Below are 26,916 nucleotides of genomic sequence, written 5' to 3'. Positions count from 1 at the left end.
TTTATTTCCTATTCCGTCGAAGGCCAAGGTCAGGTGCCCGGCTTGAGCACGACCTTCGTCCAGCCAGCATCGCGCTCGTCGAAATGCTTGTAGGCGTCTGGTGCCTGATCGAGCGGCAGTCGGTGCGAGATGATTTGGGCAGGATTGGCCCGGTCTTGCTCGATAAGCTTCATCAGTCGCCGGTTATAGTGCTTTACATTGCACTGGCCGGTGCCGATCTTCTGGCCCTTGAACCAGAAGTTGCCGAAGTCGAAAGCCATCTTGCCTTCCTTCTGGAGATCGTCGGGCGCGTTCGGGTCTTCCGGAATGAACACGCCGACGACGCCGATTCCGCCGGTGGCCTTCGTGCTTTTGACGAGGCAGTTCATCGTGTAATTGCTGCGCTCCTTGCCGTGGCGGTCGCAACACTGATACCCGACCGCCTCGACCCCCCGGTCGGTCCCGAGGCCGCCGGTCGCGTCAAGGATCTGCTGGGCGGGATCGCCCTTGCGCATGTCGATCGGAATAGCGCCCATCGCCTCGGCCAGTTTCAGGCGGTCATCGTGAGAATCGACCACGAAGATCTGAGAGGCACTGCGGATTTCGGCTGAGTGCGCGGCCATCAAACCGACCGGACCGGCGCCGTAGATCGCGATGCTTTCGCCAGGCAGGAAACCCGACAGTTCGACGCCATGCCAACCGGTGGGGAAGATGTCGGAGAGCATGACATAGTCATCCTCCTTCTCCTCAGCGTCCTCAGGCAACTTCAGACAATTGAAGTCCGCATAAGGAACGCGCATCAACTCGGCCTGACCACCTTGCCACGGACCCATCTCGGCAAAGCCATACGCTGCGCCGGCGGTTCCAGGGTTGGTCGTGAGGCAGAAACCCGTCAAACCGCGTTCGCAATTTTCGCAGAAACCGCAACCGACATTGAACGGCATGCACACGCGATCGCCCTTCTTGATACGATCTACGGCAGCGCCGACTTCGATGACCTCGCCAAGGTTTTCGTGACCGAAGACCCTGCCCTTCTCGAAGCTGGTACGGCCCTCATACATGTGAAGGTCCGACCCGCAGATATTGGTCGTGGTCAGCCGGATGATAACATCGGTCTGCTTTTCGATCTTGGGATCATCGATGGTATTGACAGAAACATCTTTGGGCCCGTTGTACACGACAGCTTTCACGATTTTTCCTTTCGCAGCTCTTCTCAACGCGTCATCAAATCGAGAGCTTGCTGATGATCCCGGTCCGTCGCAGCGGCGGAGGACATCGCGCCCTTCCAAGTGATCTCAGTTTTCGGAACCTTCTGCTAGCTGAGAGGTTCCTTTCCGTATGGCCATCCTAGGATCGATTCACGGCGGTTTTCTGAATGACTGGGCCAGAATGGCCGAATAACGCTCTAAACGGAGGCGACCCGCGCCGCGCGCGAGGCGCGCCCGCCGCCGTCGACTGAACCGCGTCGACTGAACCGCCGTCGACTAAGCGGGCACCGCCGCGCCCGGCACCGCGCTCCAAGGCTCAGCCGCGCGCGAACGCCTGCGCCGCCGCCTCGGCCACGCCCTGGTCTTGCTTGCCGGTGCCGCCCGACACGCCCACCGCGCCGATCACCGTCTCGCCCTCCTTTATCGGCACGCCCCCGGCGAAGATCATCACCTTGCCGTCGTTGGAGGCATGGATGCCGTAGAAGTCGGCGCCCGGCTGGGCGAGCTTCGCCAGCGCCTTGGTCTCGACGTCGAACGCGCGCGCCGTCCACGCCTTGCCGATCGCGATGTCGACGCTGCCGCGCCATGCATCGTCCATCCGCGCGAACGCTAGGAGGCAGCCGCCCGCGTCCACCACCGCGATGTTCATCGGGTTGCCGATCCGCTCGGCCTCCGCGATCCCCGCATCGATGATCGTCCGCGCGTTCAGGTCGAGCGTCTGGGTGGTGCGCATGGAGTATCTCCGTGGCCGGTTCGGGGAAAGCCGCTCAACGCACGCCGCCGCGCCCGGCCCCCCCCCACGCGCGCGATGAGAGCAACGCGCTAGGGTGCCGACCGCTCGGCTATTTCGCGGCCAGCAGGGTGAACTTGTGAATCTGCGGCGGTTCAGAAAACAGTTCTTCTGCCTTGTCCATCAGTGCGGCAGCAACCTTGCCGTCAAGATGGGCCTGCCGATCCTCCTCTGTGTCGAACGTATCGAAGATCGCGTACGCACCGGGACCTTCCTCGATCGCATACCAGGTCAGAGTGCCCGGCTCAGCTTGAACGAGCGGCAATGCCGAGGTCAGGAAATCGGCGACATCGCGCTCTTTTCCGGGCTTGGCCTTCAGTGGTACATACAGGGCAAGTTTGGGCATAATCGACTCCTCAAGTGAAACGGACAGATATTATTCGTCAAAGTAACGGTCTAGCAGGCCGGTACGTTCCCCGTGAGGCGGAGCACACGCGGCCCCGCCTCCTCGTCGAAATCAGAACTCCTGTGCGGTCGGCCGGATGACGATCGCGTTGACGTCGACGTCATCAGGTTGTTCGACAGCGAACGCGATAGCACGCGCCACCGATGCCGCCGGAATGGCCTGCTTGTAGAAGTCCAGCACCGTCTCGGCAGCCGTGCCAGAGGTCGTGAACTTCAGATCGCTCTCGACAGCTCCAGGCTCGATTGACGTGACCCGGACCTTTTCCCCCACCTCGTGGCGCAAGCCCTCGCTGATCGCGCTGACGGCGAACTTGGTGCCGGAGTAGACCGTGCCGCCCGGTGCGAAGACCTTGATGCCTGCAACCGAGCTCAAGTTGATGATGTGACCGCTGCCCTGTTCGAGAAAACCGGGAAGGGCCGCCGCGATGCCGTAGAGCGTACCCTTCAGATTGACGTCGATCATCTGGTCCCACTCGTCGGTGTTGACCTCGGCCATCGGACGGATCGGCATCAGCCCGGCGTTGTTGATCAGCACGTCGAGGCGGCCGAAGTCGGCAATGATTGCGGCGACCACGGACTGGACCGCCGATTTGTCGGTCACGTCCAGCGCGTAGCTACGTGCCGTGCCACCGTTTGCGGCGATGTCCGCGACGACCTCGTCGAGCCTGTCCTTGCGCCGCGCGGCGATGGCCACCTTGGCGCCGCGTTCCGCGAGAAGACGCGCGGTTTCCGCGCCGATACCGGTGCTGCCGCCGGTAATGAGAACGACCTTGCCTTCGATACCTTTGGTCATGACTGTGTTTCCTTCACTTCAGATGTTGATTTTTCGCTGGGTCGCGGCCCCGCGCCAGCGGTAGCCGCGTGGATGAACGAGGCCCATAAGGCCCAGGCGAAGCGCAGGTGCCAACAGGCCGATCATCCGCAACACGTCTGTGTCGAACGCCTTTACAAGCCGTGCCGTACCCACCCATTCTTCAGGCTTGCCCATTGGCACCATCCTCAGGTTGACGAGACGGGGTTGAGGACAAACGCGGCGCGCTCGGACAGATCGCCGATCTGAGAGAGGTAGTTCTGGAAGTGGGGCGTTGCACGGTGGGCGGCGACTGCATCCGCGTCCGCGTACAGCTCGTCGAGCACGAAACGATTCGGATCGCTCTGGTCCTGCCAGAGATCGTAGCGCAAATTGCCCGGTTCGGCACGGCTTGGCTTTAGCATGGCGTCAAGCAGAGCGCGCAGGCGGTCGACGGTATCCGCACGGGCGGTTAGGACGGCGACGATCTTCACGTTGGCGGTCATGGCACCATACCCTGTCCTGGTTATATCCGAAGCGGGGCGCATCCTAAGCGCCCCGCCCGTCATCCTGGTACTCACGCAGCGGCGCGATCGAGGGCTTCGATCAACGCGTCGGCCATGGCCCGGTCCGACGCGGGATTCTGACCCGTGATCAGTTCCCGGTCCACGACGACATTCGAAGCGAAGTTCTTGTCGGTGACAGAGACGTCGCCACCGGCCGACCGCAGCGCCTTTTCCATGTCGAAGTAGAGTTCGCCCTTCAGCACTTGCTCCTCGGCGATCTTTTCCTCGCTCGCCGAAAAGACTGTCATGCGGTAGCCTGAGTAGATCCAGTCTCGCGCCAGGTCGGCCGCCCCAGCGTCATCGCCTTCCTCCAGCGCCTTGCGGAAGGCCGGAGCATCGTCGAGCGCGGCGACAACGACCACCGGTCCGTGGCAGAGGAGCGCGGTCGGCTTGGCCGCCGCGTGGAAGTGACGGAGGATCGTGCCCGCATCGCGGTCCTGCATCAGATCGACGATGGGCGCGTGACCTCCCGGCACGAACACGCCAACGAAGCCGTCCAGACCCTCGTCGACGACCGATTTCAGCGTGCGGACGTCGTTCATGGCCGGGTGGCTGGCGAAGAAGTCCTTGGCGCGCTGGTATGCCGCCTCATCACCGCCGAAGTGGTCCTTCGTGTCGGAGCCGGCGTCGATGTGCGGCTTGGTCCCGTTGGGCGTAGCGAGAACAATATCATAGCCGGCGTCGAGCAGTGCCAGCGCGGGGACTGCCGTCTCGTTGAGATACTGACCGACCGTTGCGGTACTGCCGCTACGCAGACCGAGCTGTGTCGCGTTCGATCCAAGAACGAGAACCTGACCCTTGCTCATCTGAACCTCCATGTTCGCGGCGCCCGTCGCCGATGGATGGGAAATGGGCCTCGTTGATATATTCTAGAAGTTTATCTTTCTAATGTCAGATATACGTCTGACAGGATGACTGCATGCGCTACGATCTGAACCTGCTGCCGATCTTCGTCGCGTTGATGGAGGAGCGCAGCGTCACGCGGGCTGCCGAGCGCATGGGCATGACGCAGCCCGCCCTCTCTAACGCCTTGTTGCGTCTGCGACAGATGCTTCAGGACCAGCTGTTCGTCCGCGAGCGCTACGGCATCCAGCCGACCCCGATCGCGCTTGAACTCTCACCGCTGATCGCCGAGGCACTTGCGCAGCTCGACAATGCGGTCCTCGGTCAGCAGGCCTTCGACCCGGTACAGGCCGAACGGCTCTTCACGATCGCGCCAAACGGCTATGTCGAGTTCGTCCTCGTCCCCGCTATCGTGGCGCGCCTGGAGAAGGTCGCGCCCGGCATCAAGCTCCGCCTGACCCCCTTCGGCAACGATCTTGCGGAAACAGGCGTCGTGTCGGGCACGACGGCGCTCGTGCTGGGCCGCATCGTCGATCCGCCCGATAACCTCGTCGTCCAGCACCTGATGGATGAAGGCCTCGCTTGCGCGGTCCGCGCCGATCATCCGGCCATCGGCGATGCCATGACGCGCGAGCAGTTCGAGACGATGAAGCATGTCAACATCGTGCCGCCCGGACGGATGCGCGCCGGTTTGTTTCAGGCGCTGGCGCAGCAGCAGCTGAAGCGCGACGTCGCGATCTCCGTGACCAACTTCTTCGCGGCAGCCGAGATGGTAGCGGTGACCGACTACTGCGCCACCCTGCCCTCGCTCATCTGCAGGCGGCTGATGCACGACCCCCGGCTGAAGATCCTGCCGGCTCCGGTCGACCTCGGCAGCTTTCCCGTCGAGATGGCCTGGCACGTCCGTTACCGCCACGATCCCGCCCACCGTTGGTTACGGGCGCTGATCGGCGCGATCATCACCGACCTCACGGGGAAGACGGCAGCGGCAATCACGCCGTCGCCAGCCTGAGGACGATGTCGAACCGCGATGTCGCTTGTGCGTATCCCGTACGCGACAAAGTTCGCTATACAGCCCCTGACAATAGGATTTATCATGCGCGCAATCGGCTACCAGCAACCCGGAACGATCGATCGCACGGAAGCTCTCGTCGATATCGAACTTCCCGATCCCAACGCTACCGGCCGTGATCTCCTCGTCGAGGTCAAGGCTGTCTCGGTAAACCCGGTTGACACGAAGGTTCGCGCTGGCTCGGGTTCGATCCACGGTGATTGGCGTGTCCTGGGTTGGGATGCCGCCGGTGTCGTTCGCGCTGTTGGCCCTGAAGTGCGCGGCTTCGAACCGGGCGACGAGGTGTTCTACGCGGGCAGCATTGGCCGCGATGGGACCAACGCCGAGTTGCACTTGGTCGACGAGCGCATTGTCGGGAAGAAGCCGGCCAGCCTCGATTGGGCAGAGGCAGCGGCGTTGCCGCTGACGGCGATCACCGCGTGGGAGGCCCTCTTCGAGCGATTGTCCGTGCGTACTCCTGTAGCCGGTGCAGCACATGCGTTGTTGATTGTCGGGGGTGCCGGCGGGGTAGGCTCGATGGCAATCCAGCTTGCTCGCCAAGTACCCGAGCTGATCGTCATTGCGACGGCCTCGCGCCCTGAAACGCAGGCCTGGGTGGGTGAGCTCGGTGCGCACCACGTCATCGATCATCGCCAGCCGCTGGCTCGGCAAGTGGCGGATTTGGGCATCGGCGCGCCGGCTTTCATCTTCTCGGCCACGCACACCGACGAGCACATCGAGCAGATCGCCGAGCTGATCGCCCCTCAGGGACGTTTTGCGCTCATCGACGACCCCAAGACGCTCGATGTCGTACCGTTCAAACGCAAGTCGGTGTCGACCCACTGGGAGTTTATGTTCACCCGGTCCATGTTCGAGACTGCTGATATGGAAACGCAGGGTCAGATCCTGTCGGCCATCGCCAGCCTCGTGGACGCCGGCGAGGTGCGCACCACCCTCACCGAACGGTTCTCCCCCATCAACGCCGTGAACCTCAAGCGCGCGCACCAGGCGCTTGAGAGCACTACCGCACGCGGCAAGATCGTCATCGAGGGTTGGCAGTGATGAGGTTCACGCTCACTCAACGTCCGCCGCGCCCGCGGCCCCCGCTGCACCAACTGAAAGGGACCAAGCCTCGGCGTTATCGATGCCAGCCATGTGCGGTTGTGGGCGTCGCTTTCGCTGGGTCACTGATATCTACAATCGTAAAAGACCGTGATGTTTCGAGATAGCAGACGCGGTCCTCGGGTGAAAACTCTGGACGTCTGCTAGCTCGGCATCTCACCAATCGGTGCCAAGAGCGGGGAGTGCTTCGGCTAAGAAGTCAATCCACGCCCGCGTCTTGGCGGCGGGGCGACGCGTCGGGTGTGTGATGGCATATGCCGCTCCCAGCATCATAGGCGGCTCGTCCAGCTCAAGCTCGCTCAACTGGCCGGCGCGAAGCGCCTCTGCCGCAATAAAGCGTGGCCCATAGACCAGCCCTTGGCCCGCAATGGCAGCGCGAACCAAGGCCTCGCCATTGTCGGAACACGTCGATCCTGAGATCGGCACCTTGATCGTCCCGTCTTTGCCGAACGCCCACGATGTCGTTCCTACAAGCGACGCGTTGGTGTGGCCCAGACAATCGTGATCGCCGAGATCGGCCAGGCGGGTTGGCGTTCCCCGCCTCGCCAAATAAGAGGGGGCGGCACACAACACGACGCGCATCGCCACGAGCTTGCGGGCAACAAGCGCACTGTTGGCGAGGCGCCCGATCCGTACGGCGACATCCCAACGCTCTTCCAGCAGGTCGACGTAACGATCGTTGAAGCCCAGTTCGATCGTCACCTCGGGATGACGTGCGGAGAAAGCAGGGATGAGTGAGGCAAGGTGCAGAACGCCGAAGGTGGCGGGCGCACTGACGCGCAGCAGTCCCTGGGCGGTGATCGACCGCGACGATGCCTCCGCCTCGGCTTCTCGGATCTCCATCAGGATACGTTCGGCCTTTTCGAAATAGTCGGTGCCTGCCTCGGTCAGCGACAGCCGACGCGTCGAGCGCTGGACCAGCGTGGTGCCGAGCCGCGCTTCGAGGGCGTCTAGGTGCTTGGCCGCCATCGCCGGCGACATTTGCAGATCGCGTGCGGCAGCAGAGATGCCACCGAGCCTGATCGCCTTTACGAACACGTCCATACCCGTCAACCGATCCGCCATGATTTCCTACCCGTAGTTGAAGCTGATCCTTCTACGTGGCAGATTATCATTGCGCGATAGTGGGCACATATCCCGTCAACAGATCGAACAATGATCCAGGCGGCTTCCGTGGCGCCTGCACCGGAGTGTATGACCATGAGCGTCCAGCCTACCTACTTCATCCCGCATGGCGGCGGCCCCTGCTTCTTTATGGACGATCCGCGCGGCGTGTGGAGCGGTATGGAAGCGTTCCTGCGCAGCCTGCCGAACTCGCTTGCCGAGAAGCCCAAGGCTATCCTCGTCGTCTCGGGACATTGGGAGACGGACGGCTTTGCCTTGACCGGCGCCGAACGGCCCGAGCTGATCTACGACTATTACAACTTCCCGCCCCATACCTATCAGCTGCGCTACGACGTACCAGGCTCGCCCGCGCTCGCAGCCCGTGCCGCGGCTTTGCTCAAGGATGCGGGCATCCCCTCGTCTGTCGACGCGAAACGGGGCCTGGATCACGGCGTGTTCGTGCCCCTCAAGGTGGCCTTTCCGGATGCCGACATTCCGCTGATCGAGATGTCCGTCGAGCGGGGCCTGAACCCGGCCCTCCATGTCGCTGCCGGGCGCGCCCTCGCGCCGCTGCGGAAGGAGGGCGTGCTGATCCTAGGTTCGGGCATGAGCTTCCATAACATGCGCGCCTATGGCGATCCGCGCTCGACGCCCGGCTCGCAGGCGTTCGACCAGTGGCTGGCCGAAAGCATGGAGCTGGACGGCCCACAGCGGGCCGAGCGTCTTACGCAATGGGCCGATGCGCCCTCGGCGCGGTTCGCGCATCCCCCGGCCAAGGAGGAGCATCTGCTGCCCCTGATGGTCGCGGCCGGCGCGGCCGAAGGCGAAGGCGCCCGGGTCTATGCCGAGGAAGTGCTGTCGACCGCGATCTCGGGTTTCCGTTTCAACTGATCTCACCGCGTCACTGAAGGAGAATTGTCGTGACCATCGCCGTCACCGGCGCGACCGGACAGCTTGGCCGCCTCGTCATCGCAAGCCTGAAGCGCAAGTCGACCGGCGAGCCGATCGTGGCGCTGGTGCGCTCGCCCGAAAAGGCCAGCGACCTGGGTGTCGAGGCACGCGCGTTCGATTACGCGCAGCCTGAGACGCTCGCTCCGGCACTGGCCGGGATCGACACGTTGCTCTTGATCTCGTCGAGCGAGGTCGGGCAGCGCGAGGCACAGCACCGCAACGTCATCGAGGCCGCCAAGACGGCGGGCATCAAGCGTATCGTCTACACCAGCCTGCTGCACGCCGACCGATCGCCGATCAGCCTAGGCGAGGAGCACCGTGCGACCGAAGCGCTGCTGGCGTCCTCCGGTATCCCGACGACCCTCCTGCGCAATGGCTGGTACACCGAGAACTACACCGGCTCGATTCCCGCAACCCTGGAGAATGGCGCGCTCGTCGGCAGCGCTGGCGAGGGACGCCTGTCGCTCGCGACCCGCGCCGATTATGCCCAAGCCGCAGCCATCGTGCTGACCAGCGACGGCCATGAGGGCAAGACCTATGAGCTGGCCGGTGACGACGCGGTGACGCTCGCCGACCTTGCCGCCGAGATCTCGCGCCAAACCGGTCGCAACATCCCGTACCGCGATCTGCCGCAGGCCGAATACGCTGCGATCCTGAAGCAGGTGGGCCTGCCCGAGGGCTTCGCCGAGGGACTTGCGACATGGGACGTCGATGCCTCGAACGGTGCGCTGTTCGATGACGGCCACCAGCTCTCGAAGCTGATCGGACGTCCGACGACACCGCTGGCCGACGCCGTGCGGGCGCAACTCGCCGTGCAGGCCTGACGTTACGCAATCCCCAGACCGTTAAAGACCATCCCTGGAGATAGCGCATGAATATCGACCCTTCCGGCAAGACGGCGCTCGTGACAGGTTCGACGGCCGGAATTGGCTTTGCGATTTGACGGTCCCCCGGTTTCTCATCCGGCATGATGCGAGTTTCCGGCCCGCATCCGCCGGGGTTAACCCCGGCGGATGCAGCATATTCGGCTGGCGTCAGCCAGCCAAGCGCCGTGTGAGGACGGCTCTAGTTATAGTCCCGTCGCCAAGCCTCGATCTTGGCACGAGCGTCCGCCAGCGACAGGAACCAGTGGCTGTTCAGGCACTCGTCGCGCAGCCGGCCGTTGAAGCTCTCGACGGAGGCGTTGTCGGTCGGCTTACCCGGCCGCGAGAAGTCCAGCGTGACACCGTTCTCATACGCCCACCGGTCGAGCGCCTTCGAGATGAACTCCGGACCGTTGTCGACCCGAATGGTCTTCGGCGTACCACGCACGGACACGATGCGCGTCACCGCCGCGACCACCTGCTCGCCCTTGATGCCCTGATCGACGTCGATCGCCAGCGCCTCGCGGGTGAACGCGTCGACCACCGTCAGCGCCCGCAAGCGCCGCCCGTCGAACAGCGCATCCGAGACGAAGTCCATCGACCACATCTCGTTGGGCGCCGAGGCCGCAGGCTGGCGTTTGCGGTTCGCCGCGCTGACGTTGCGCCGGGAGCGCTTGAGCCGAAGGCTCAATCCATCCTCCCGATACAGCCGGTAGATCCGCTTGTGGTTCACCAGCCAGCCCTCCCGGCGCAACAGGATGTAGATCCGGAAATAGCCATAGCGCACCCGTGCTGCCGCCAGATCATGGATGCGCAGCCGCAGCGGCGCCTGGTCCGGCTTGTGCGACACGTATCGCACCGACGAGCGGTCGACGCCGAGCGCGAGGCAGCTGCGCCGCTCGCTGACGCCGTGGGACGCCTGGACGTGCGCGACGATCTCGCGCCGCTGCCCAGGCGTCAGAGCTTTTTTGCCAGGACATCCTGCAGGATATGCTTGTCCAGGCTCAGGTCCGCGACGAGCTGCTTGAGCTTGCGATTCTCGTCCTCGAGCTGTTTCACCCGCCGCAGCTCGCCGACGCCCAGCCCGCCATACACCTTCTTCCAGCAATAGAACGTCTGCTCCGACAAGCCCATCCGGCGGATGACCTCTGCCACAGGCGTGCCCGTCTCCGCCTGCTTCAGCGCAAACGCGAGCTGCTCTTCCGTGTACCTCGACTTCTTCATGTCCCAGCTCCTTGCCCGTAGGCTTCAAAGGGCCGGAAAACTCTCACTCAACATGGATGAAAAAACAGGGAGGACGTCAAACTCAGCGTGCTTGCCCTTGAGAAGCATGGACTGAAGCCGACTGACGGGCCTGTCGTCGTCACAGGTGCGGCTGGTGGCGTCGGCTCGGTCGCGATTGCCCTGCTCGCCAAGGCTGGATGGCACGTCATCGCGTCGACGGGCCGGGCCAAAGAGGCGGACTATCTCAAAAGCCTCGGCGCGACCGAGATCATCGATCGCAACGAACTCTCTGGCGCCGGGCCGCCACTGGGCAAAGAGCGCTGGATCGCCGGCGTCGATTGTGTGGGATCGCATACTCTGGCCAATGTCCTGTCGATGACCAGATATGGCGGTGCCGTCACCGCATGCGGCCTCGCGCAGGGGATGGATCTCCCTGCCTCGGTGGCGCCCTTCATCCTGCGCGGTGTCTCGCTGCTCGGCATCGATTCCGTCATGTGCCCGAAGCCGCGTCGCGTTGAAGCCTGGGCACGCCTTGCGACCGACCTCGATCGCGGCAAACTTGCCGGGATCACCTCGACCATCCGTCTGGAAGATACCATCGCGGCCGGAGCCGACACTCTCGCGGGAAAGGTGCGCGGGCGTCTGGTCGTTGAGATCGATCGGAACTGATCGGATGGGGATGGAGCGGCGCCGGAGCGCGCCGCTCAGATCAGGTCGCGCAGTTCCTTCAGGAGGGCCGCGATATTCTCCTCGTGGCGCTTGTAATAGGTCCAGGGTCCGATGCGCTGCGAGGTCACCAGCTTGGCGCGCTGCAAAGCGGTCAGGTACAGAGAAACGGTGGACTGGGACAGGCCAGCCTGTTCCTGAATGATGCTCACGCAGACGCCAACCTGCTCAGGATCAACGTCCTGTTCAGGGTAACTTTTTCGCGGGTCCTTGAGCTTCGCCAGGATTGCGAGCCGGGCGGGATTGTCCAAGGCCTTGAGTGCTTCACTGATATCGATGCTCATGTTCGTTTATATAATTATATTTTGCAATATTGCAATATCTCACTAGCCATCCGGGCTCTGATGCCGCCAGGGTGCTGGAGTGGCAAGCGTTTCGGTTTCTGGCTTTGCCGAATGACCGCGTTGAAGGCGACTAATGGACATATTCGCGTCGCGCCAGTCGACATCGATGATCCCGTTCGATTACTGCCGCTGTCGAGGGCTGCACGATCATCGTCAATGCCGTGCGCCTGCGTGGCAAAATTGAGCCGAGTGCGGTTCTCGATTTCCACGAGCGTATCATGAAGTCCGTGGCGGACCTTGGGCAGGAGCTTTCGATCCAGGTCGTCATCGTCGGTGGGGCCGGCACGGTGCGATTGCCGGACGGCCGCCGCTTCTGGCAATCTCCATCCTTTCCGCCGGTCACCCTTCCGCGCGGCCGTACCCACGCCCTGTTGCGCGATCACCTGGAGGAGCGTGAGCACGCCTAGGGATGGGCGTATCTGGTGCCGCCTCCGCGCTTCGATCCCGAGGGGCCACGCACCGGCCATATCGCCCGCTGGCCCGCACAGAGTGATGAATCAGATTTCCTGCGATCCTCGCCCAGCTACGCGGATTTTGCGCAGGCCGTGCGGCAAGCCGCACTGACGCCATGGCAAGGCGTCTGTCTGGTGGGTCGGAACGACACCGGGTAGCCGGCTTGAAGTCTCATTTCAAAACACGACCCAGGCAATGAAAGTCAGGGTCATTCCCTCGCAGCAACGCATTGCGTCCCGATCCGACGACATGGCGGCCCTCCGCGGTCGGCTGCCCCGATCTTCGAACGTGGCAATGATTGAGGGGGCACTGAAGGCTTGTCGCTCGGGACAAGAATGCTGGACGGTCGGTCGGGAGGATAATTTGCCTATGATATTCAGATGCATACCCGGACTTCTGAGTACGGCGAGGCTCTCAACAGACCCTGCATCGCAACATCGCAACATCGCGACATCGCGATTTGACATTTCTCGATATAACTCTACTTTGTCAGCACCACTTCCGCGCCAAAGGAGATGCACAGTGCTGATGCTGAACAAAACCGCAGCGACCTACGCTCCCGATGATAGCTATGGTCATTTCATCGACAACCAATGGGTCGATGGCGAAAGTGGCGAGACGATCGAGAGTATCAATCCCGCCAATGGCGCCTATCTGACGCGCACCCCGAACGGCACGGCCGCCGATGTCGATCGCGCCGTCCAGGCCGCTGCCCGCGCCTTCCAGACCTGGCGCAAGACCTCGGTGACCGATCGAGCGAATGCGCTCCTCAAGATCGCCGATCTGTTCGAGGCCGATGCCGAACGCTTCGTCGTTCTCGAGAGCATGGATGTCGGCAAGCCCGTCCGCGAAGCCCGGCTCGACGTGTCGCTCGCGATCGACCATTTCCGCTATTTCGCCGGCGTGATCCGCAGCCATTCGGACGAAGTGGCGATGATCGATGAGCAGACGATGAGTCTGACGATCAACGAACCGATCGGCGTCGTCGGGCAGGTCATTCCCTGGAACTTCCCCCTGTTGATGGCGGCCTGGAAGATCGCGCCGGCGATCGCGACGGGCAACACGGTGGTCATCAAGCCGTCCGAGATGACGCCGGTCACGATCCTCGAACTCGCCAAGATCTTCGCCCAGGTGCTGCCGGCCGGCGTGGTCAACATTGTCTCGGGCACTGGTGCCGTGGCCGGGCAAGCGATCCTCGACCATCCTCAGGTCGCCAAGCTGGCCTTCACCGGCTCGACCCGCGTCGGTGGGATTGTGGCGGAAGCCGCCGCTAAAAAGCTCATCCCCGCGACGCTCGAATTGGGCGGCAAGTCCGCCAACATCGTCTTCCCCGATGCCAATTGGGATCGCGCGGTGGAGGCTGCCGCCCTGGGCATCCTCTGGAACCAGGGTGAGGTCTGCGAGTCCGGCGCCCGGCTGTTCGTCCATGAATCGATCTATGATCGCTTCGTCGATGAACTGAAGGAGCGGTTCGAGAAGGTCCGCGTCGGCGATCCGCTTGATGAGAACACCCAGATGGGCGCGCAGGTCAGCCAGACCCAGACCGACCGCATCATGGGCTATATCAAGCTCGCCACCGAAGAAGGCGCGCGCATCCTGACCGGCGGCAACCGTCTGACCGGCAGCGGCTATGACGCCGGTTTCTTCATCCAGCCGACGATCATCGTCGATGTCCGCAACGACATGCGCGTCGCCCAGGAGGAGATATTTGGCCCGGTGGTCGTCGTGCTGCCGTTCAAGGACGAGGATGAGGTCATCGCGCAGGCCAATGCGTCGGACTATGGCCTGGCCGGCGGCGTCTGGACCCAGGACATCAACCGGGCGATCCGGGTGGCGCGCGCGGTAGAGACGGGCCGCATGTGGGTCAACACCTATCATGAACTTCCGGCGCATGCCCCGTTCGGCGGCTACAAGAAGTCGGGCATCGGCCGTGAGACCCACAAGTCCATGCTGGACGCCTACAGCCAGAAGAAGAACATCATTGTGAGCCTCAACGAGGCGCCCTTCGGACTGTACTGAAATCCAGTGGTTGTAAGAATCTTCTTGCCTTGCACATCTATAAATCGCGATATTTAGGAGTAATGAAATGAAGAACTCGGTTCTTTTCGACAGCGTTGGATTAGGTCCGTACACCCTGCGCAATCGGATCGTCCTCCCGCCGCTCACGCGTTCGCGCAGCTCGCAGCCGGGAAATATCCCCAACGACCTCATGGCCGCCTATTACCGTCAGCGCACCGGCGCCGGGTTCATGGTGGCCGAAGGTACGCAGATCGAGCCTCGCGGCCAGGGCTATGCCTGGACGCCGGGCATCCACAGCCCGGAACAGATCGCGGGATGGCGGAAGGTGACCGACACAGTGCATGCCGAAGGCGGGATTATTTTCCTCCAGCTTTGGCATGTAGGCCGCGTTTCCCATACCTCGCTGCAACCGGGGGGAGCAGCGCCTGTCGCGCCGTCGGCGATCGCCGCGAACGCCGTCAAGGTGTTCATTGAAACTGGCCCCGGTGAGGGCGCATTGGCAGAGCCGTCAATTCCTCGCGCGCTGACCACCGCAGAGGTCAAGGAGCTGGTGCAGCTCTATGCGCAGGCGGCACGCAATGCGCTCGAAGCCGGTTTCGATGGCGTCGAGATCCACTGCGCGAACGGCTATCTGGTGAACCAGTTCATATCCGCCCACACCAACCGGCGCGACGACGAATATGGCGGTTCCCTGGAGAACCGCCTGAGGTTCCTGCGTGAAGTGACGCAGGCGGTCGCAGATGTCGTCGGCAAGGATCGGGTAGGGGTGCGATTTGCGCCGTTGTTCGCGACCACCCAAGAGGATCGCGTCTATCTCGGCCTCGTCGAGGACGATCCCCACGCGACCTATATCGAAGCCATCAAGGTTCTCGAAGACATCGGGATCGCCTACGTCTCGCTCGCCGAAGCTGACTGGGACAATGCGCCTGAACTGCCTGAGACATTTCGCGAGGATGTGCGGAAGAATTTTAGCGGCAGGGTGCTCTATGCCGGAAAATATACCGCAGAGCGCGGCGTGCGGGTGATCGAGTCTGGCTGGGGCGACCTGATTGCATTCGGCCGTCCCTTCATCGCGAACCCTGATCTGCCCAAGCGCATCGCCAACAACTGGCCGCTGACCCCGGTAGATCCGGCAACCATGTATGGCGGCACCGACAAGGGCTACACCGACTATCGCACCTACCAGTCGTGAGCTTGCGAGCCGCGTCCGGACCTCTGGACGCGGCTCGCGCTTCCGCCTGCGGCCGCCGGGAACAAGATGGCGCGTACCGATGAATACGAACGTCAGCGATACCCTGAAGGCTCTGGATAACCCGACCCGCCTCGCAATCCTCGGCTGGTTGAAGAACCCTCGCGAGAATTTTCCGGGGCAGGAAGTCGATCCCGAACAGGTCGGTGTTTGCGTGAGCGCCATCCAGGAACGGGTCGGCCTCTCCCAGTCGACGGTGTCCCTGTATCTGGCGTCGTTGCAGCGCGCCCGACTGGTCACATCAAAGCGTGTCGGTCCCTGGACCTATTACAAGCGCCATGGCGAAAACATCTCGACCTACCTAGAAAACCTTGAAGCCCTGATTTGACGATGCGCGTGCCGGAGAAGCTAACCATCAAGGAAATAAAGATGTATCAGCCCAATACTATCCCCTACCAACAGCATCGCGGGTTCCGCTACACCTTCAAGGCTGGCCACCTTAGCCTAGGGCTATTCTTCCCTATTGAGGCGTTCCAGGGCGATGCTCCGGCCATGCTCAGCCAGGTCGAGCTGGCCAATTGCGCGGAAGAGCTTGGCTTCTCCACGCTCTGGTTCCGGGACGTACCCTTGCGCGATCCGAGTTTCGGCGACGTGGGACAGGTCTTCGATCCGTGGGTCTATCTCGGCTTCATCGCTGCCCGGACCTCAAGGATCGCACTCGGGACCGCATCGATCGCGATCCCGCTGCGCCATCCGCTTCATACGGCCAAAGCCGCCGCGAGCGTAGACCGGCTGAGTGATGGTCGCCTGCTCCTGGGAGTCGCCACAGGCGATCGCCCAGTGGAATTTCCCGCCTTCGGCGTGGACCCGGACCAGCGGGGCGACGTCTTCCGTGAAAATCTCGACATCATCCGCCGAGTGCAGAGCACCAGCTTCGAGCCTTTACAGTGGAGCCGTGGCCTGCTGGCAGGCGCCGACCTGATCCCGAAGCCTACCACGAACGAAATCCCCTTCTTCGTGACGGGGAACAGCCGCCAATCCCTGGACTGGATCGCGCGGGAGAGCAGCGGATGGATGACTTACCCGCGGCCGCCCCAGGCACAGCAACTGTTCGTGCAGAATTGGCGGGAGTCGGTCAAGGCGCAGGTCGGCGAGACCTACAAGCCGTTTTTTCAGTCGCTCTATATCGATCTCGACGCACATCCGGCCACGCCCCCGTCACCGATCCACCTGGGCTTCAGGCTGGGACGCGACCATCTGCTGACGCTTCTGGAAACGCTGGAAACGATTGGCGTCGATCACATCATCCTCAACCTCAAATATGGCCGCCGCCCCGCCCCCGAGGTGGTCGAGGAGCTTGGCACCTACGTCGTGCCCCGTTTCAACGCGCATCTTTAAATCATGGCGCCACGACAGCCGCCTTGCCTGATGACGCAAACGCCCGTCGTCACCAAGGTGCGGCAAGTTCATAATGGGATAGGTATGCGACGACATAGAATGGACAGGCAGAATGAAGCAGTTAACAACATTCCCTAGGTTGGGGACTCATTTGGCCCACTCGGTGACGGCAGCGACGAGAGCGATGGCGGCGAGATAGTTGTGTGCGTGTCGATCGTATCTGGTAGCGATGCGCCGCCAGTTTTTGAGGCGCCCGAAGAGACGCTCGATGACATTTCTCCGGCGATAGATACGCCGATCGAGAGGATATGGTGTCCGGCGTGCGGCCGTCGACGGGATGACGGCCTTGCCCTGCCTTGCCGCGAGCCATTTACGCAGGCTGTCGGCGTCATAGGCCTTGTCGGCGAGCAAGCGTTTTGGCGGTGCCACCGACCCGAGCAGCGGGATAGCGATGCTGATGTCGGCGATATTGCCTGGCGTCAGGGTGATGGCGACCGGTCTGCCGCGATCGTCGGCCAGGCAATGGATCTTGCACGTCCTTCCGCCGCGCGAGCGCCCAATCGCTTCTTCATATTCCCCCTTTTTGAGCCCGCTGCCGAACGGTGCGCTTTGACATGGCTGCTGTCGATCGACAGTTCCTTTGGTACCGGCCCTGACGCCGCAACCTTCTCGAACAGGCGCTGCCAGATGCGGCGCTGCGACCAGCGATTGAAACGATTGTAAATCGTGGTCGGCGGTCCATAAGCTGCCGGAACATCGCGCCACCGGCACCCGGTCTTGAGCACATGCAAGATACCGGAAATCACCGTCCGATCATCGACACGCGGCTTGCCCGCCTTGCCGCGTGGAAGATGCGGCTCAATCGCCGCCCAGGCTTCATCCGACAGCCAGAACAGATGAGGCGACATGCCCACTCCTGCACATACCTACAGATACAGGATATTTACCATATAATATCAGTTAGATATATAGGTTCCCAACATAGGGTCAGGACTCGTTGATCACAGCCAGAAGATGACGGTGGCAGCGAGGGCGATGGCGGAGAAGAAGGCCGTAGGGCAGCGATCGTAGCGGGTGGCGACGCGGCGCCAGTCTTTGAGGCGGCCGAACATGATCTCGATGCGGCTGCCGCGCCGATAGCGGCGCTTATCGTACCGGACGGGCCCGTTGCGCGACCTGCGGCCTGGGATGCAAGGCTGGATGCCCTTGGCCTGAAGAGCGTCCCTGAACCAGTCGGCGTCGTAGCCGCGGTCGCCGAGCAGCCACTGCGCTTTTGGCAGGTCGTCCAGCAGCGCGGCCGCACCGGTGTAGTCGCTGACCTGACCGGCGGTCATGAAGAAGCTCAAGGGGCGACCGTTCGCGTCGGCGACGGCATGGAGCTTGGCGTTCATGCCGCCTTTCGTGCGTCCGATCAGGCGGCCGAGATCCCCCTTTTTACCCGCAGGCTCGATGCCGTGCGGTGCGCCTTCAGGTAGGTCGCGTCGATCATCACCGTTTTGGGTTCGGCGCCCACCGCAGCCAGACCTTCCATGATGCGCGTGAACACGCCTGCCTCACCCCAGCGCTTCCAGCGGTTGTACAGCATCTTGTGCGGCCCGTACGCGCCAGGAGCATCGCGCCAGCGCAGCCCGTTGCGGTTGACGAACACGATGCCGCTCAGCACCCGCCGGTCATCCACTCGAGGCTTGCCATGGCTCTTCGGAAAGAACGGCCGCAGCCGCTCCATCTGCTCATCCGTTAGTCAAAACAGGTCGCTCATCCCGGTCTCCTCGCGGAGCCTGAATCAGATCGCGACGCTCATATCAATGGGTCCTGACCCTAAGCAGCTCATGCGCCAGACGGACGCAAGCGAGCGAACCGTCAAGCACTGGCTCTCAGGCCAGCACGGGCCAGACAGCGTCTATTTCCTGCGGCTGGTGGTCTCGTCCCCAGTCATCAGGGCCTTCGTTCTCGGCCTGATTGATGGGCCGGCAGCCATCCCGCTGACCGGGCCAGTGGATCGCATTTCCCTGGTCAGAGCGCGCGAAGCCTATGCCGCCGGGGAAGCCGCAGGGGGACGATCGGCAACGGGCGGGCGGAAAAATGTCCCTGAACGTGTCCCTGAACGCGACCCTATAAATGTCCCTGATCGGGCCGAACTCAACGAGCGGCAGCACTGGTTTCTCGACCGAGTCGCGGCAGGTCGAAGTGACGCACGGGATATTGTGGCAATGTGGGCGGTTAGCCTGAAAACCGCGCGTCGGGACATCGCCGCGCTCAAGGTGGCTGGTCTCATATGCTACGTCGGCTCACGCCGGAAGGGCCGGTATCGCCGATCATCCAAATGAACCGATTGGAGGTCTGGCTGGGCGCGGCGATGGCCGCGCCTTATCCGATATGCACGCCAGAGCGCGATACTGTTCTACGCCCCTCAATCCGGGCTTTCTTTCAACGTCGTCTATCGACTTCTATCCGTCGAACCCAATGGCTGACGGAGGCCTCTGATGAAATCACAAGAACCTCTCGCCGTGACACGGACCATCCGGCGCCATGAGCTTCGGCAAATCGTCCCGTTGGCCGACACGACCATCTACGACATGGAGCAGCGCGGTGAATTTCCGCAGCGCTTCTATCTTACGCCTCGCTGCGTGGTCTGGGACCTCGCCGAAGTCGAAGCCTGGCTCGAGGAGCGCCGCCGCGCCTCACGCGCGAAAACCGTGAAACGCGCACCCATGCCCGATGTCCAGCTTCGCAAGACCCGCCCCATCAAACATCCGGCTCGGGCGTAAGCAGGTCCATTGTCGGCGGATAAAGGGTCGGCGTGTATTTCTCCCCCACGACCCAAGCGTCCACGATATTGGACCATTCCTGGATCATGTGCCGGCGCTGATGCTCATATTCCGCCTTATTGTAGATGCCCCGTGAGGATCGTCCATCCTCGTGCGCCAAGCACTTCTCGATCCAGTCGCTGTTAAAGCCCAGTTCGTTCAGCAGAGTCGAGCCGGTGCGTCGGAGATCGTGAACCGTAAAGGACTCTAGCGGCATTCCTTCCCTCTTGGCCCGCACCACCACTGCCGTCGTGACCCGATTGAACGTGGCCCGCGACATCGGCGCGTCAGCGTCGTAGCGCGACGGCAGGACGTATTTCGAGTTTCCGGCGCAGGTCTTGAGAGCGATGAAGATGTCGAGCATTTGCTGCGATAGATAGACGTTGTGCGCCTTCGAGCGCTTCATTCGCTCCTTGGGGATCGACCAGACGGCGTTCTCAAAATCGACCTCGTCCCAGACTGCATCCTGCAATTCGCTCTTTCGCACCATCGAGAGCAGAATCAGCCTTATCCCGAGACGGATCGTCGGCAGCGTCGGGACATGCTCAAGCTGTCCGAGCATGATGCGTATCTCCGCGGGAGATAGCGACCTGTCCTTCGGCACGAAGGTCGCGATCGACGATGGGCCAACCTCGTCGGCCGGGTTGGCGACCTTCTCCCCGTGCAGGATGGCGAAGGCGAACACCAACTTCACAATGTCTCTGACGTGGACCGCTGTTGCCGGTGCCCCGCGTTCCTTTACCTTCGCGCACAACCCGCGCAGATCCTCTGGCAGGATCTCGGTTAGCAGTCGATTGCGAAACGCCGGGAGGATGTCGCGCTCGAAGATCGACCGCCGCATCGCGCGTGTACTGTCCGCCATCCTCGCTTCCTGAAGCCAGCGTTCACCGAACTGGCCGAAGCTCTTGGCTTCCTTGATCCTCCGCTTCTCGCGCTGCTTTTCCTGCGCCGGCGAGCGACCCTCGGAAATGGCGCGCTTGGCATCAATCAGCTTCTCACGCGCCCGGGCCAGAGACAGCCCCGCCGGGCCATAACGACCCAACGTCAAGGTCTCCCGACGGCCGTTGAGCCGGTAGTCCAAGCGGAACACGATTGAACCCGAAGGTTGGATCACGACGTACATACCGTCACGATCCACAATCTTGTATAATTTATCTTTTGGTTTCAGTGCCTTGATAGCGGTGTCGGTCAGCATCTGCACCCTCCAGTCCCGTCAAAAAATGAAGGAGAGCAACCAATTATACCGTCAGGCCAAAATTGCGCCACCTGACAGGATTTTATTTAGCACTTACAGTTGCTTAGGCCAAAAAATATACCGTCCGAAGCTCTCTTACCCCTGACGGTATATGCGTTTTTCGGTTGAGACAAGACGCGCCATACCGCCGGCCATACCGTCAAGCGGGAGGCTAACCCGGCGATAGATGCTGAAAGTCTCGGAGAGATTTTTTCAGTATTTTCATTTGCTTATGTCGTATTATAGCGTGATTTCGGACACGCCCGGAAGGGCAAAAATTATTCCCACTCGATGGTGCCGGGCGGCTTGCTGGTATAGTCGTAGACGACCCGGTTGATGCCCTTGACCTCATTGATGATCCGCGTCGCCACGCGGCTGAGGAACGCGGCGTCGAAGGGATAGATGTCCGCCGTCATGCCGTCGGTCGACGTCACGGCCCGCAGCGCGCACACCGAGTCATAGGTGCGGTGGTCGCCCATCACGCCCACCGTCCGCACGGGGAGGAGCACCGCGAAAGCCTGCCAGATCGCGTCATAGAGGCCCGCATTGCGGATTTCCTCCAGATAGATGGCATCGGCCTTGCGCAATATGTCGCAGCGTTCCTTGCTGACTTCGCCGGGGATGCGGATGGCAAGGCCGGGGCCGGGGAAGGGGTGGCGGCCCACGAAAATCTCCGGCAGGCCCAGTTCCCGGCCTAGTACGCGCACTTCGTCCTTGAACAGTTCGCGCAGCGGCTCGACCAGCTTCATGTTCATCCGTTCGGGCAGGCCGCCGACATTGTGGTGGCTCTTGATCGTGACCGAAGGCCCGCCGGTGAAGGACACCGATTCGATCACGTCGGGATAGAGCGTCCCCTGCGCCAGGAAGTCGGCGCCGCCGACCGCCTTCGCCTCTTCCTCGAACAGGGCGATGAACTCGCCGCCGATGAACTTGCGCTTCTTTTCGGGGTCGGTCAGGCCCGCAAGGCCGTTCAGGAACCGCTCCTCCGCGTTCACATGGACCAGTTTGATGCCATAATGCTCGCGGAAGAGGCTCACGACCTGCTCCGCCTCGCCCAGCCGCATCAGACCGTGGTCGACGAAGACGCAGGTCAACTGATCCCCGATCGCCTCATGGATCAGCACGGCCGCGACCGCGCTGTCGACGCCGCCCGACAGGCCGCAAATCACCCGGCCTTCGCCCACCTGCGCGCGGATGTCCGCGATCTTGGTCGCGCGGAACTCGGCCATGGTCCAGTCGCCCGCCAGGCCGCAGACATGGCGCACGAAATTGGCGAGTAGCTTCGCGCCGTCGGGCGTATGCACGACCTCCGGATGGAATTGCGTCGCGTAGAAGCGCTTTTCCTCGTTCGCGGTGATGGCATAGGGCGCGCCCTCGCTCACCGCCACGACCTCGAAACCGGGCGCGAGGCGCGTCACCTTGTCGCCATGGCTCATCCACACCTGATGCTTTTCGCCCTCGCTCCACAGCCCGTCGAACAGCGCGCAGCCCTTCTTCACCTCGATGAAGGCGCGGCCGAACTCGCCGCTCTCGCCGCCTTCGACGGTGCCGCCCATCTGCTGCATCATCGTCTGCTGGCCATAGCAGATGCCCAGGATCGGAATCCCCGCGTCGAAGAAATGCTGCGGCGCGCGCGGGCTGTCTTCCCACATCACGGAGGAGGGGCCGCCCGACAGGATGATCCCCTTGGGCTTCAGCCGCTCGAACGCCTCGGCGGCGCTATTGAAGGGCGCGATCTCCGAATAGACGCCCGCCTCGCGCACGCGCCGCGCGATCAGCTGCGTCACCTGGCTGCCGAAGTCCACGATAAGGATGGAATCCTGAAGGGGCAGCGTCATCGAATCGCCTTTGCGTGACCGGAGAAATGGGATGCCGCGCGGTTAGTGCGCTATGCCGCCCTTGTCCAGCGAAGGCGCGTCGGCGTTGCGCCCCGCCAGCCATCCCATCACCGCCGCGCCGCCCAGCACCGCCGCCCCGATCACGAAGGCGCTGCCGATGAAGGGCAAGGCGGGCTGCGGCCCGATCGACACCGAATAGACCCAGCCGAAGAAGAGCGGCGAGGCGATGCCCGCAATGGCCCCGACGCTATTGTTCGCGCCCTGCAACTGCCCCTGCTCATTTTCCGACACGCGCTGCGTCATCAGCGACTGGATGGTCGGCATGGCAAGGCCCCAGAGCGCATTGGGGAACATCGCCGCGATGAACAGCCAGCCGTTGCTCGCCAGCCCCATGGCCAGGATGCCCACCGCCCCGAAGGCGAGGCCGGTCACCATGGTCCTGCTGTCGCCCAGCCGCTTCACCACCGGCCCGACCAGCATCCCCTGCACGCCCATGTCGAGCAGGCCGACCAGCGCCAGCAGCGTCCCCACCTGCCACGCGCTCCAGCCATAGCGGTCGCCGGCATAGAGCACGAACACCGCTGAAAAGAGGTGATGCGCGAAATAGAGCAGGAAGTTGACGATGGCGAGGCTCGACAATTCCCTGTGCGACCGCAGCAGCTTGAGCGCCCCGAACGGATTGGCGCGCTTCCACGAAAAGGCCATGCGCTTTTCTGCGGGCAGCGATTCAGGCAGCACGAACAGCCCGTAAAGAAACGCCATGGCCGACAAAACCGCCGCCGCCCAGAAGGGCGCGCGCAGCGACACTTCGCCCAGCACGCCGCCGACCAGCGGCCCCGCGACGAAGCCGGCGCTGAACGCCGCGCCGATCAGGCCATATCCCCGCGCGCGTTCGCCGGGCGGCGTGATGTCCGCCATATAGGCGAAGGTGGAGGTGAAGCTGGAAGAGGTGACGCCCGCCAATATCCGCCCCAGCGCCAGCCACCACAGGTCCGGTGCCAGGGCCATCAGCACATAGTCGATCGCCAGCCCCGCGACGGAAATCAGGATCACCGGCCGCCGCCCGAACCGGTCGGAAAGCGACCCGATCACCGGCGAGCAGAGGAACTGCATCGCCGCCCACAGCGCCACGAACACGCCGTTCCACAGGCTCGCCTCGCTGGTCGATCCGGTCAGCGTCTCGATCAGTTGCGGCAATACCGGGATGACGATGCCCATGGACATCACGTCGAGCAGCGCCGTCACCAGGATGAAGGCGATGGCGGCATTGCGGCGGGAAGCGGGAACGAGGGACATGGCGGACGGCTCCTAGGCCGAACGAGGCTTCAAGCCAAGGGCGAAGCGGCGGGCAGCGGCCCCATCCGCAGGCTCCATCCCAGCAGCAGCGCGCAAAAGGCGCAGGCGATCCACAGCGCGGCCAGGTCCATGACCGGAAACAGCGCGGCGCCCGCGACCGCGCCCGACACCAGCCCCAGCCACAGCAGCAGATAGGGCAGCCAGCCGAAAGGCGCGCCTCCGCCCAGGGCCGTCGCCAGCGCCTGGCCCAGCTTCACCAGCGCGCCGGTCATATAGGTGACGCCGATGCTCACCTCGCCATTGCGCTGGAACACATTGTTCACCGCGCCCATCGCCGCCGCCATCAGCAGCGTCAGGCCGTCGCCCGCATGGCCCATGGCCGTCAGCATCCCGCCGATCCCCAGCAACAGCGTGACCAGCCCCAGCACTGCCTGCTTGCGCCATCGCCCCGCCGTCCGCGCCAGCAACGCGCCGATCATGACCCCGCCGACGAACGCCGCGATCAGCCCCGCCGCGGCCAGCGCCACGCTGGTCCCGCTGGCAAGGCCGACCGCCAGCCGCGTCGAATTGCCGCTCATGAAGGACACGAACAGCCCGCCCAGCTTCAGGAAGCCCAGCGCGTCGATGAACCCCGCCAGCGCCGCGAGGCCCATCGCCAACAGATGCCGGGGAAAATCATAGCGCCGCATGATCGCTTCTTAAATCATGCGGCTGGCAAAAGGGAATGGCGATCGTGGAGTCGGCTTTAAGCGCCGTGCTCCTGCCTTCGCAGGAGCACGAACCGGCTTGAAGGACAGATGCAAAGGCAAGCGTATGTCGAAAAGAAACCCGATCCGTCCTAGCGGCTCGCCACGTCCCGGCTCAGATACACTTCCGCCACGCGCCCGTCCCGCATCGCGCAGGTGAAGCGGCGCGTCGTGCCGCCGCTCGCGCTCCAGCTCGCGCGCGTCTCGACATCGCCGTCGATATTATAGCCCACGCTCGTGGCGCGGGGCGCGTCCATATGGCGCACCTCGGCATAGCCGCCCTGCGCCTGCGCTTCGTCCCGCGCGGCGACCGCGCAGGCGTCGGACATCTGCGAGTCGTCCTGCCGGTCGGCGTCGGCCCCGCTGGCATCGGCCCCGCTGGCATCGGCAATGTCGGAAAAATCCCCGTTCCGCCGGTCCGCGCCATAATCCGTGCCGTCGGCGGGCGGCGCGCCGTCGTCATCATAGTCGCCGTCATGGGCGCGTCCCGCGCCGGGTCCGGAAGCGCTTGCGGCCTTCCTGTCCTTGGACATGGAGGACGCCACGACCGCCACCGCGCCGATCAGGGCCGCCACGCCGATCGCGTCGCCCACGCCGAAGCCATTGCCGCGCCGGTGCCGCCAGCGGTCGCCGCCCCAGCCGCCATGGCCCCATCCTCCCTGATTCCATCCTCCCTGGTTCCAGCCGCCATGACCATAGCGCGGCCGCGCCTCGGCCGGGGACAGGCTCGCCCCGACCAGCGCCAGAAGGGCCAGCGATCCCATCATCCACCGTCTCGTCTTCATGTCCCGGACCTTCCGTTGCGATATGCCGTTCCCTACCGGCGGCAGGCTGTCGGAAGGCTGAACATCGCGCCCGCCGCGACGGGTCGATGTTGACAGTTCCGGACCGACTCGCTAGAGCGCGCGCATCCCGACACGCTGGTGAGCGGCAGTGCAGAAGCACTGGCCGTCTTTTTTGCGTCTCGGGGTGTAACATGGCCATCGCTCCTCGGCCAGAGGAGCTTCCGGCCCGGACGCTTTGAGATGGGACGGCGCCAACCGCCCCGTGGAGCAGGAGAACAGATTACCATGGCACGTATTGCGGGTGTCAACATCCCGACCAACAAGCGCGTGATCATCGCGCTCACCTACATCCACGGCATCGGCCGCAAGACCGCCGTCGACATCGCCACCAAGCTGGGCATCGACCACAGCCGCCGCGTTCAGGACCTGACGGACGCCGAAGTCCTCCAGATCCGCGAAGCCATCGACGCCGACTATACGGTGGAAGGCGACCTGCGCCGCGACACGGCGATGAACATCAAGCGCCTGATGGACCTCGCCTGCTATCGCGGCCTGCGTCATCGCAAGGGCCTGCCGGTCCGCGGCCAGCGCACGCACACCAATGCGCGCACCCGCAAGGGCAAGGCGAAGCCGATCGCCGGCAAGAAGAAGTAAGGCGCCCGGAAAACAGTCCGGGGGACTGTTTTCAGCCTTACTCCGCCGGAGGCAGCCCTCCTTGGGCACAGCCTAGGTCAACAGATTTTCGTAGGAAGAGCAAAAAATGGCACGCGAACCCCAGCGCATCAAACGGCGCGAGCGCAAGAACATCTCGGCGGGCGTGGCGCACGTCAACGCCAGCTTCAACAACACCATGGTCACCATCACCGACGCGCAGGGCAATGCGATTTCCTGGTCCTCGGCCGGCATGATGGGCTTCAAGGGCAGCCGCAAGTCGACCCCTTACGCCGCGCAGGTCTGCGCCGAGGATGCGGGCCGCAAGGCCGCCGAACATGGCGTGCGCACCCTCGAAGTCGAAGTGAAGGGCCCCGGTTCGGGCCGCGAATCGGCTCTGCGCGCGTTGCAGGCCGTGGGCTTCCACATCACCTCCATCCGTGACGTCACGCCGATCCCGCACAACGGCGTCCGTCCGTCCAAGCGCCGCCGCGTCTAACAGCGCGCGACGGTTACCGGCGGGCGGCGGACGCG

Annotated in this window: 30 protein-coding genes and 1 pseudogene; 14 read left to right on the top strand and 17 right to left on the bottom strand. The window is 63.3% G+C overall.

Annotated features, from left to right (window positions below):
• Window positions 1-29 precede the first annotated feature (29 nt).
• From SCLO_RS08710 to SCLO_RS08685, 7 genes are all read right to left on the bottom strand, one after another.
• Complete coding sequence (locus tag SCLO_RS08710; protein ID WP_066521462.1) at window positions 30-1,169, bottom strand: glutathione-independent formaldehyde dehydrogenase; 1,140 nt, start codon at window positions 1,167-1,169, stop codon at window positions 30-32.
• A 334-nt stretch (window positions 1,170-1,503) separates the two neighbouring features.
• Window positions 1,504-1,920 (bottom strand): GlcG/HbpS family heme-binding protein, encoded by a 417-nt coding sequence (locus SCLO_RS08705; RefSeq protein WP_066521464.1) that lies wholly within the window; start codon window positions 1,918-1,920, stop codon window positions 1,504-1,506.
• Between the two features lie 109 nt (window positions 1,921-2,029).
• Window positions 2,030-2,323, bottom strand: a complete 294-nt coding sequence (locus tag SCLO_RS08700) for a putative quinol monooxygenase (RefSeq protein WP_009823882.1) — start codon at window positions 2,321-2,323, stop codon at window positions 2,030-2,032.
• Between the two features lie 111 nt (window positions 2,324-2,434).
• Complete coding sequence (locus SCLO_RS08695) at window positions 2,435-3,175, bottom strand: SDR family oxidoreductase (protein WP_047820976.1); 741 nt, start codon at window positions 3,173-3,175, stop codon at window positions 2,435-2,437.
• An 18-nt stretch (window positions 3,176-3,193) separates the two neighbouring features.
• Complete coding sequence (locus SCLO_RS23300; protein WP_157080336.1) at window positions 3,194-3,370, bottom strand: hypothetical protein; 177 nt, start codon at window positions 3,368-3,370, stop codon at window positions 3,194-3,196.
• An 11-nt stretch (window positions 3,371-3,381) separates the two neighbouring features.
• Window positions 3,382-3,678 (bottom strand): putative quinol monooxygenase, encoded by a 297-nt coding sequence (locus SCLO_RS08690; RefSeq protein WP_066521495.1) that lies wholly within the window; start codon window positions 3,676-3,678, stop codon window positions 3,382-3,384.
• 71 nt (window positions 3,679-3,749) lie between these two features.
• Complete coding sequence (locus tag SCLO_RS08685) at window positions 3,750-4,544, bottom strand: type 1 glutamine amidotransferase domain-containing protein (protein ID WP_066521467.1); 795 nt, start codon at window positions 4,542-4,544, stop codon at window positions 3,750-3,752.
• A 113-nt stretch (window positions 4,545-4,657) separates the two neighbouring features.
• Here SCLO_RS08685 and SCLO_RS08680 point away from each other — a divergent pair, with 113 nt between their 5' ends.
• Both SCLO_RS08680 and SCLO_RS08675 read left to right on the top strand, forming a co-directional pair.
• A complete protein-coding gene (locus tag SCLO_RS08680; RefSeq protein ID WP_066521470.1) occupies window positions 4,658-5,593 on the top strand; it encodes a LysR substrate-binding domain-containing protein in 936 nt (311 codons plus the stop codon).
• An 84-nt stretch (window positions 5,594-5,677) separates the two neighbouring features.
• A complete protein-coding gene (locus SCLO_RS08675) occupies window positions 5,678-6,694 on the top strand; it encodes a zinc-binding alcohol dehydrogenase family protein (RefSeq protein ID WP_066521496.1) in 1,017 nt (338 codons plus the stop codon).
• Between the two features lie 216 nt (window positions 6,695-6,910).
• On the opposite strand, the gene SCLO_RS08670 is transcribed toward SCLO_RS08675, so the two are convergent.
• On the bottom strand, window positions 6,911-7,819 hold the full coding sequence (locus SCLO_RS08670; protein WP_066521472.1) for a LysR family transcriptional regulator: 909 nt from the start codon (window positions 7,817-7,819) through the stop codon (window positions 6,911-6,913).
• A gap of 129 nt (window positions 7,820-7,948) precedes the next feature.
• Here SCLO_RS08670 and SCLO_RS08665 point away from each other — a divergent pair, with 129 nt between their 5' ends.
• A complete protein-coding gene (locus tag SCLO_RS08665) occupies window positions 7,949-8,749 on the top strand; it encodes a DODA-type extradiol aromatic ring-opening family dioxygenase (protein WP_174521994.1) in 801 nt (266 codons plus the stop codon).
• A gap of 29 nt (window positions 8,750-8,778) precedes the next feature.
• On the top strand, window positions 8,779-9,633 hold the full coding sequence (locus tag SCLO_RS08660) for an SDR family oxidoreductase (RefSeq protein WP_066521474.1): 855 nt from the start codon (window positions 8,779-8,781) through the stop codon (window positions 9,631-9,633).
• A 172-nt stretch (window positions 9,634-9,805) separates the two neighbouring features.
• On the opposite strand, the pseudogene SCLO_RS08655 reads toward SCLO_RS08660, so the two are convergent.
• Window positions 9,806-10,896: pseudogene (locus SCLO_RS08655) on the bottom strand (IS3 family transposase); the annotation flags it as partial.
• 87 nt (window positions 10,897-10,983) lie between these two features.
• On the opposite strand from SCLO_RS08655, the gene SCLO_RS08650 reads away from it, so the two are divergent.
• Window positions 10,984-11,565, top strand: a complete 582-nt coding sequence (locus SCLO_RS08650) for a zinc-binding dehydrogenase (RefSeq protein ID WP_197705132.1) — start codon at window positions 10,984-10,986, stop codon at window positions 11,563-11,565.
• A 35-nt stretch (window positions 11,566-11,600) separates the two neighbouring features.
• Here the strand turns inward: SCLO_RS08650 and SCLO_RS08645 are convergent, their stop codons facing one another.
• A complete protein-coding gene (locus SCLO_RS08645; RefSeq protein ID WP_003607199.1) occupies window positions 11,601-11,906 on the bottom strand; it encodes an ArsR/SmtB family transcription factor in 306 nt (101 codons plus the stop codon).
• Between the two features lie 278 nt (window positions 11,907-12,184).
• On the opposite strand from SCLO_RS08645, the gene SCLO_RS22885 reads away from it, so the two are divergent.
• The 5 genes from SCLO_RS22885 to SCLO_RS08620 all read left to right on the top strand — a co-directional run bounded on the left by SCLO_RS22885 (window position 12,185) and on the right by SCLO_RS08620 (window position 17,025).
• Window positions 12,185-12,373 (top strand): hypothetical protein, encoded by a 189-nt coding sequence (locus SCLO_RS22885; RefSeq protein ID WP_123905467.1) that lies wholly within the window; start codon window positions 12,185-12,187, stop codon window positions 12,371-12,373.
• A gap of 574 nt (window positions 12,374-12,947) precedes the next feature.
• Window positions 12,948-14,438, top strand: coding sequence for an aldehyde dehydrogenase family protein (locus tag SCLO_RS08635; protein ID WP_066521477.1), 1,491 nt, complete (start codon window positions 12,948-12,950; stop codon window positions 14,436-14,438).
• A gap of 67 nt (window positions 14,439-14,505) precedes the next feature.
• Complete coding sequence (locus SCLO_RS08630; protein WP_066521480.1) at window positions 14,506-15,630, top strand: alkene reductase; 1,125 nt, start codon at window positions 14,506-14,508, stop codon at window positions 15,628-15,630.
• A gap of 79 nt (window positions 15,631-15,709) precedes the next feature.
• Window positions 15,710-16,015 (top strand): ArsR/SmtB family transcription factor, encoded by a 306-nt coding sequence (locus SCLO_RS08625; protein ID WP_066521487.1) that lies wholly within the window; start codon window positions 15,710-15,712, stop codon window positions 16,013-16,015.
• A 2-nt stretch (window positions 16,016-16,017) separates the two neighbouring features.
• The gene (locus SCLO_RS08620) at window positions 16,018-17,025 is read left to right on the top strand and encodes an LLM class oxidoreductase (RefSeq protein WP_003606532.1); all 1,008 of its coding nucleotides are present in this window, start codon (window positions 16,018-16,020) and stop codon (window positions 17,023-17,025) included.
• A gap of 147 nt (window positions 17,026-17,172) precedes the next feature.
• Here the strand turns inward: SCLO_RS08620 and SCLO_RS08615 are convergent.
• Together SCLO_RS08615 and SCLO_RS08610 are read right to left on the bottom strand one after the other, a co-directional pair.
• Window positions 17,173-17,933 (bottom strand): IS5 family transposase gene (locus SCLO_RS08615; protein ID WP_096362111.1). Its coding sequence is split into 2 segments (ribosomal slippage): window positions 17,173-17,606 and window positions 17,606-17,933, totalling 762 coding nucleotides; the frame shifts between segments, so codons are not numbered across the junction.
• Between the two features lie 93 nt (window positions 17,934-18,026).
• Window positions 18,027-18,751 (bottom strand): IS5 family transposase gene (locus SCLO_RS08610; protein ID WP_407695322.1). Its coding sequence is split into 2 segments (ribosomal slippage): window positions 18,027-18,451 and window positions 18,451-18,751, totalling 726 coding nucleotides; the frame shifts between segments, so codons are not numbered across the junction.
• 103 nt (window positions 18,752-18,854) lie between these two features.
• Here SCLO_RS08610 and SCLO_RS08605 point away from each other — a divergent pair.
• Both SCLO_RS08605 and SCLO_RS08600 read left to right on the top strand, forming a co-directional pair.
• Window positions 18,855-19,352: a Fic family protein gene (locus SCLO_RS08605; RefSeq protein WP_083949064.1), complete on the top strand. Its 498-nt coding sequence runs from the start codon at window positions 18,855-18,857 to the stop codon at window positions 19,350-19,352.
• A gap of 225 nt (window positions 19,353-19,577) precedes the next feature.
• Window positions 19,578-19,793 (top strand): helix-turn-helix transcriptional regulator, encoded by a 216-nt coding sequence (locus tag SCLO_RS08600; protein WP_231923395.1) that lies wholly within the window; start codon window positions 19,578-19,580, stop codon window positions 19,791-19,793.
• Here the strand turns inward: SCLO_RS08600 and SCLO_RS08595 are convergent.
• From SCLO_RS08595 to SCLO_RS08575, 5 genes are all read right to left on the bottom strand, one after another.
• Window positions 19,771-21,027 carry a tyrosine-type recombinase/integrase gene (locus tag SCLO_RS08595; protein WP_066516735.1) on the bottom strand — a complete coding sequence of 419 codons (1,257 nt, stop codon included), beginning with the start codon at window positions 21,025-21,027 and terminating at the stop codon, window positions 19,771-19,773. The two genes, SCLO_RS08600 and SCLO_RS08595, sit on opposite strands and share 23 nt — an antisense overlap.
• A gap of 317 nt (window positions 21,028-21,344) precedes the next feature.
• A complete protein-coding gene (guaA, locus tag SCLO_RS08590) occupies window positions 21,345-22,904 on the bottom strand; it encodes a glutamine-hydrolyzing GMP synthase (protein WP_066516733.1) in 1,560 nt (519 codons plus the stop codon).
• A gap of 42 nt (window positions 22,905-22,946) precedes the next feature.
• Complete coding sequence (locus SCLO_RS08585; protein WP_066516731.1) at window positions 22,947-24,200, bottom strand: TCR/Tet family MFS transporter; 1,254 nt, start codon at window positions 24,198-24,200, stop codon at window positions 22,947-22,949.
• 29 nt (window positions 24,201-24,229) lie between these two features.
• Entirely contained in the window at window positions 24,230-24,889 is a 660-nt protein-coding gene (locus SCLO_RS08580) for a YoaK family protein (RefSeq protein ID WP_083949061.1), read from the bottom strand.
• Between the two features lie 149 nt (window positions 24,890-25,038).
• Window positions 25,039-25,731, bottom strand: a complete 693-nt coding sequence (locus SCLO_RS08575) for a hypothetical protein (RefSeq protein WP_066516728.1) — start codon at window positions 25,729-25,731, stop codon at window positions 25,039-25,041.
• A 285-nt stretch (window positions 25,732-26,016) separates the two neighbouring features.
• On the opposite strand from SCLO_RS08575, the gene rpsM reads away from it, so the two are divergent.
• Together rpsM and rpsK are read left to right on the top strand one after the other, a co-directional pair.
• Window positions 26,017-26,385 carry a 30S ribosomal protein S13 gene (rpsM, locus tag SCLO_RS08570; RefSeq protein ID WP_066516725.1) on the top strand — a complete coding sequence of 123 codons (369 nt, stop codon included), beginning with the start codon at window positions 26,017-26,019 and terminating at the stop codon, window positions 26,383-26,385.
• 106 nt (window positions 26,386-26,491) lie between these two features.
• Entirely contained in the window at window positions 26,492-26,881 is a 390-nt protein-coding gene (rpsK, locus tag SCLO_RS08565; RefSeq protein WP_004208752.1) for a 30S ribosomal protein S11, read from the top strand.
• Window positions 26,882-26,916: the final 35 nt, after the last annotated feature.

The sequence above is a fragment of the Sphingobium cloacae genome, from assembly GCF_002355855.1.
GTDB lineage: Bacteria > Pseudomonadota > Alphaproteobacteria > Sphingomonadales > Sphingomonadaceae > Sphingobium > Sphingobium cloacae.
Note: the sequence above shows the minus strand (reverse complement) of the source record. Positions and strands in the feature narration are given on the sequence as shown.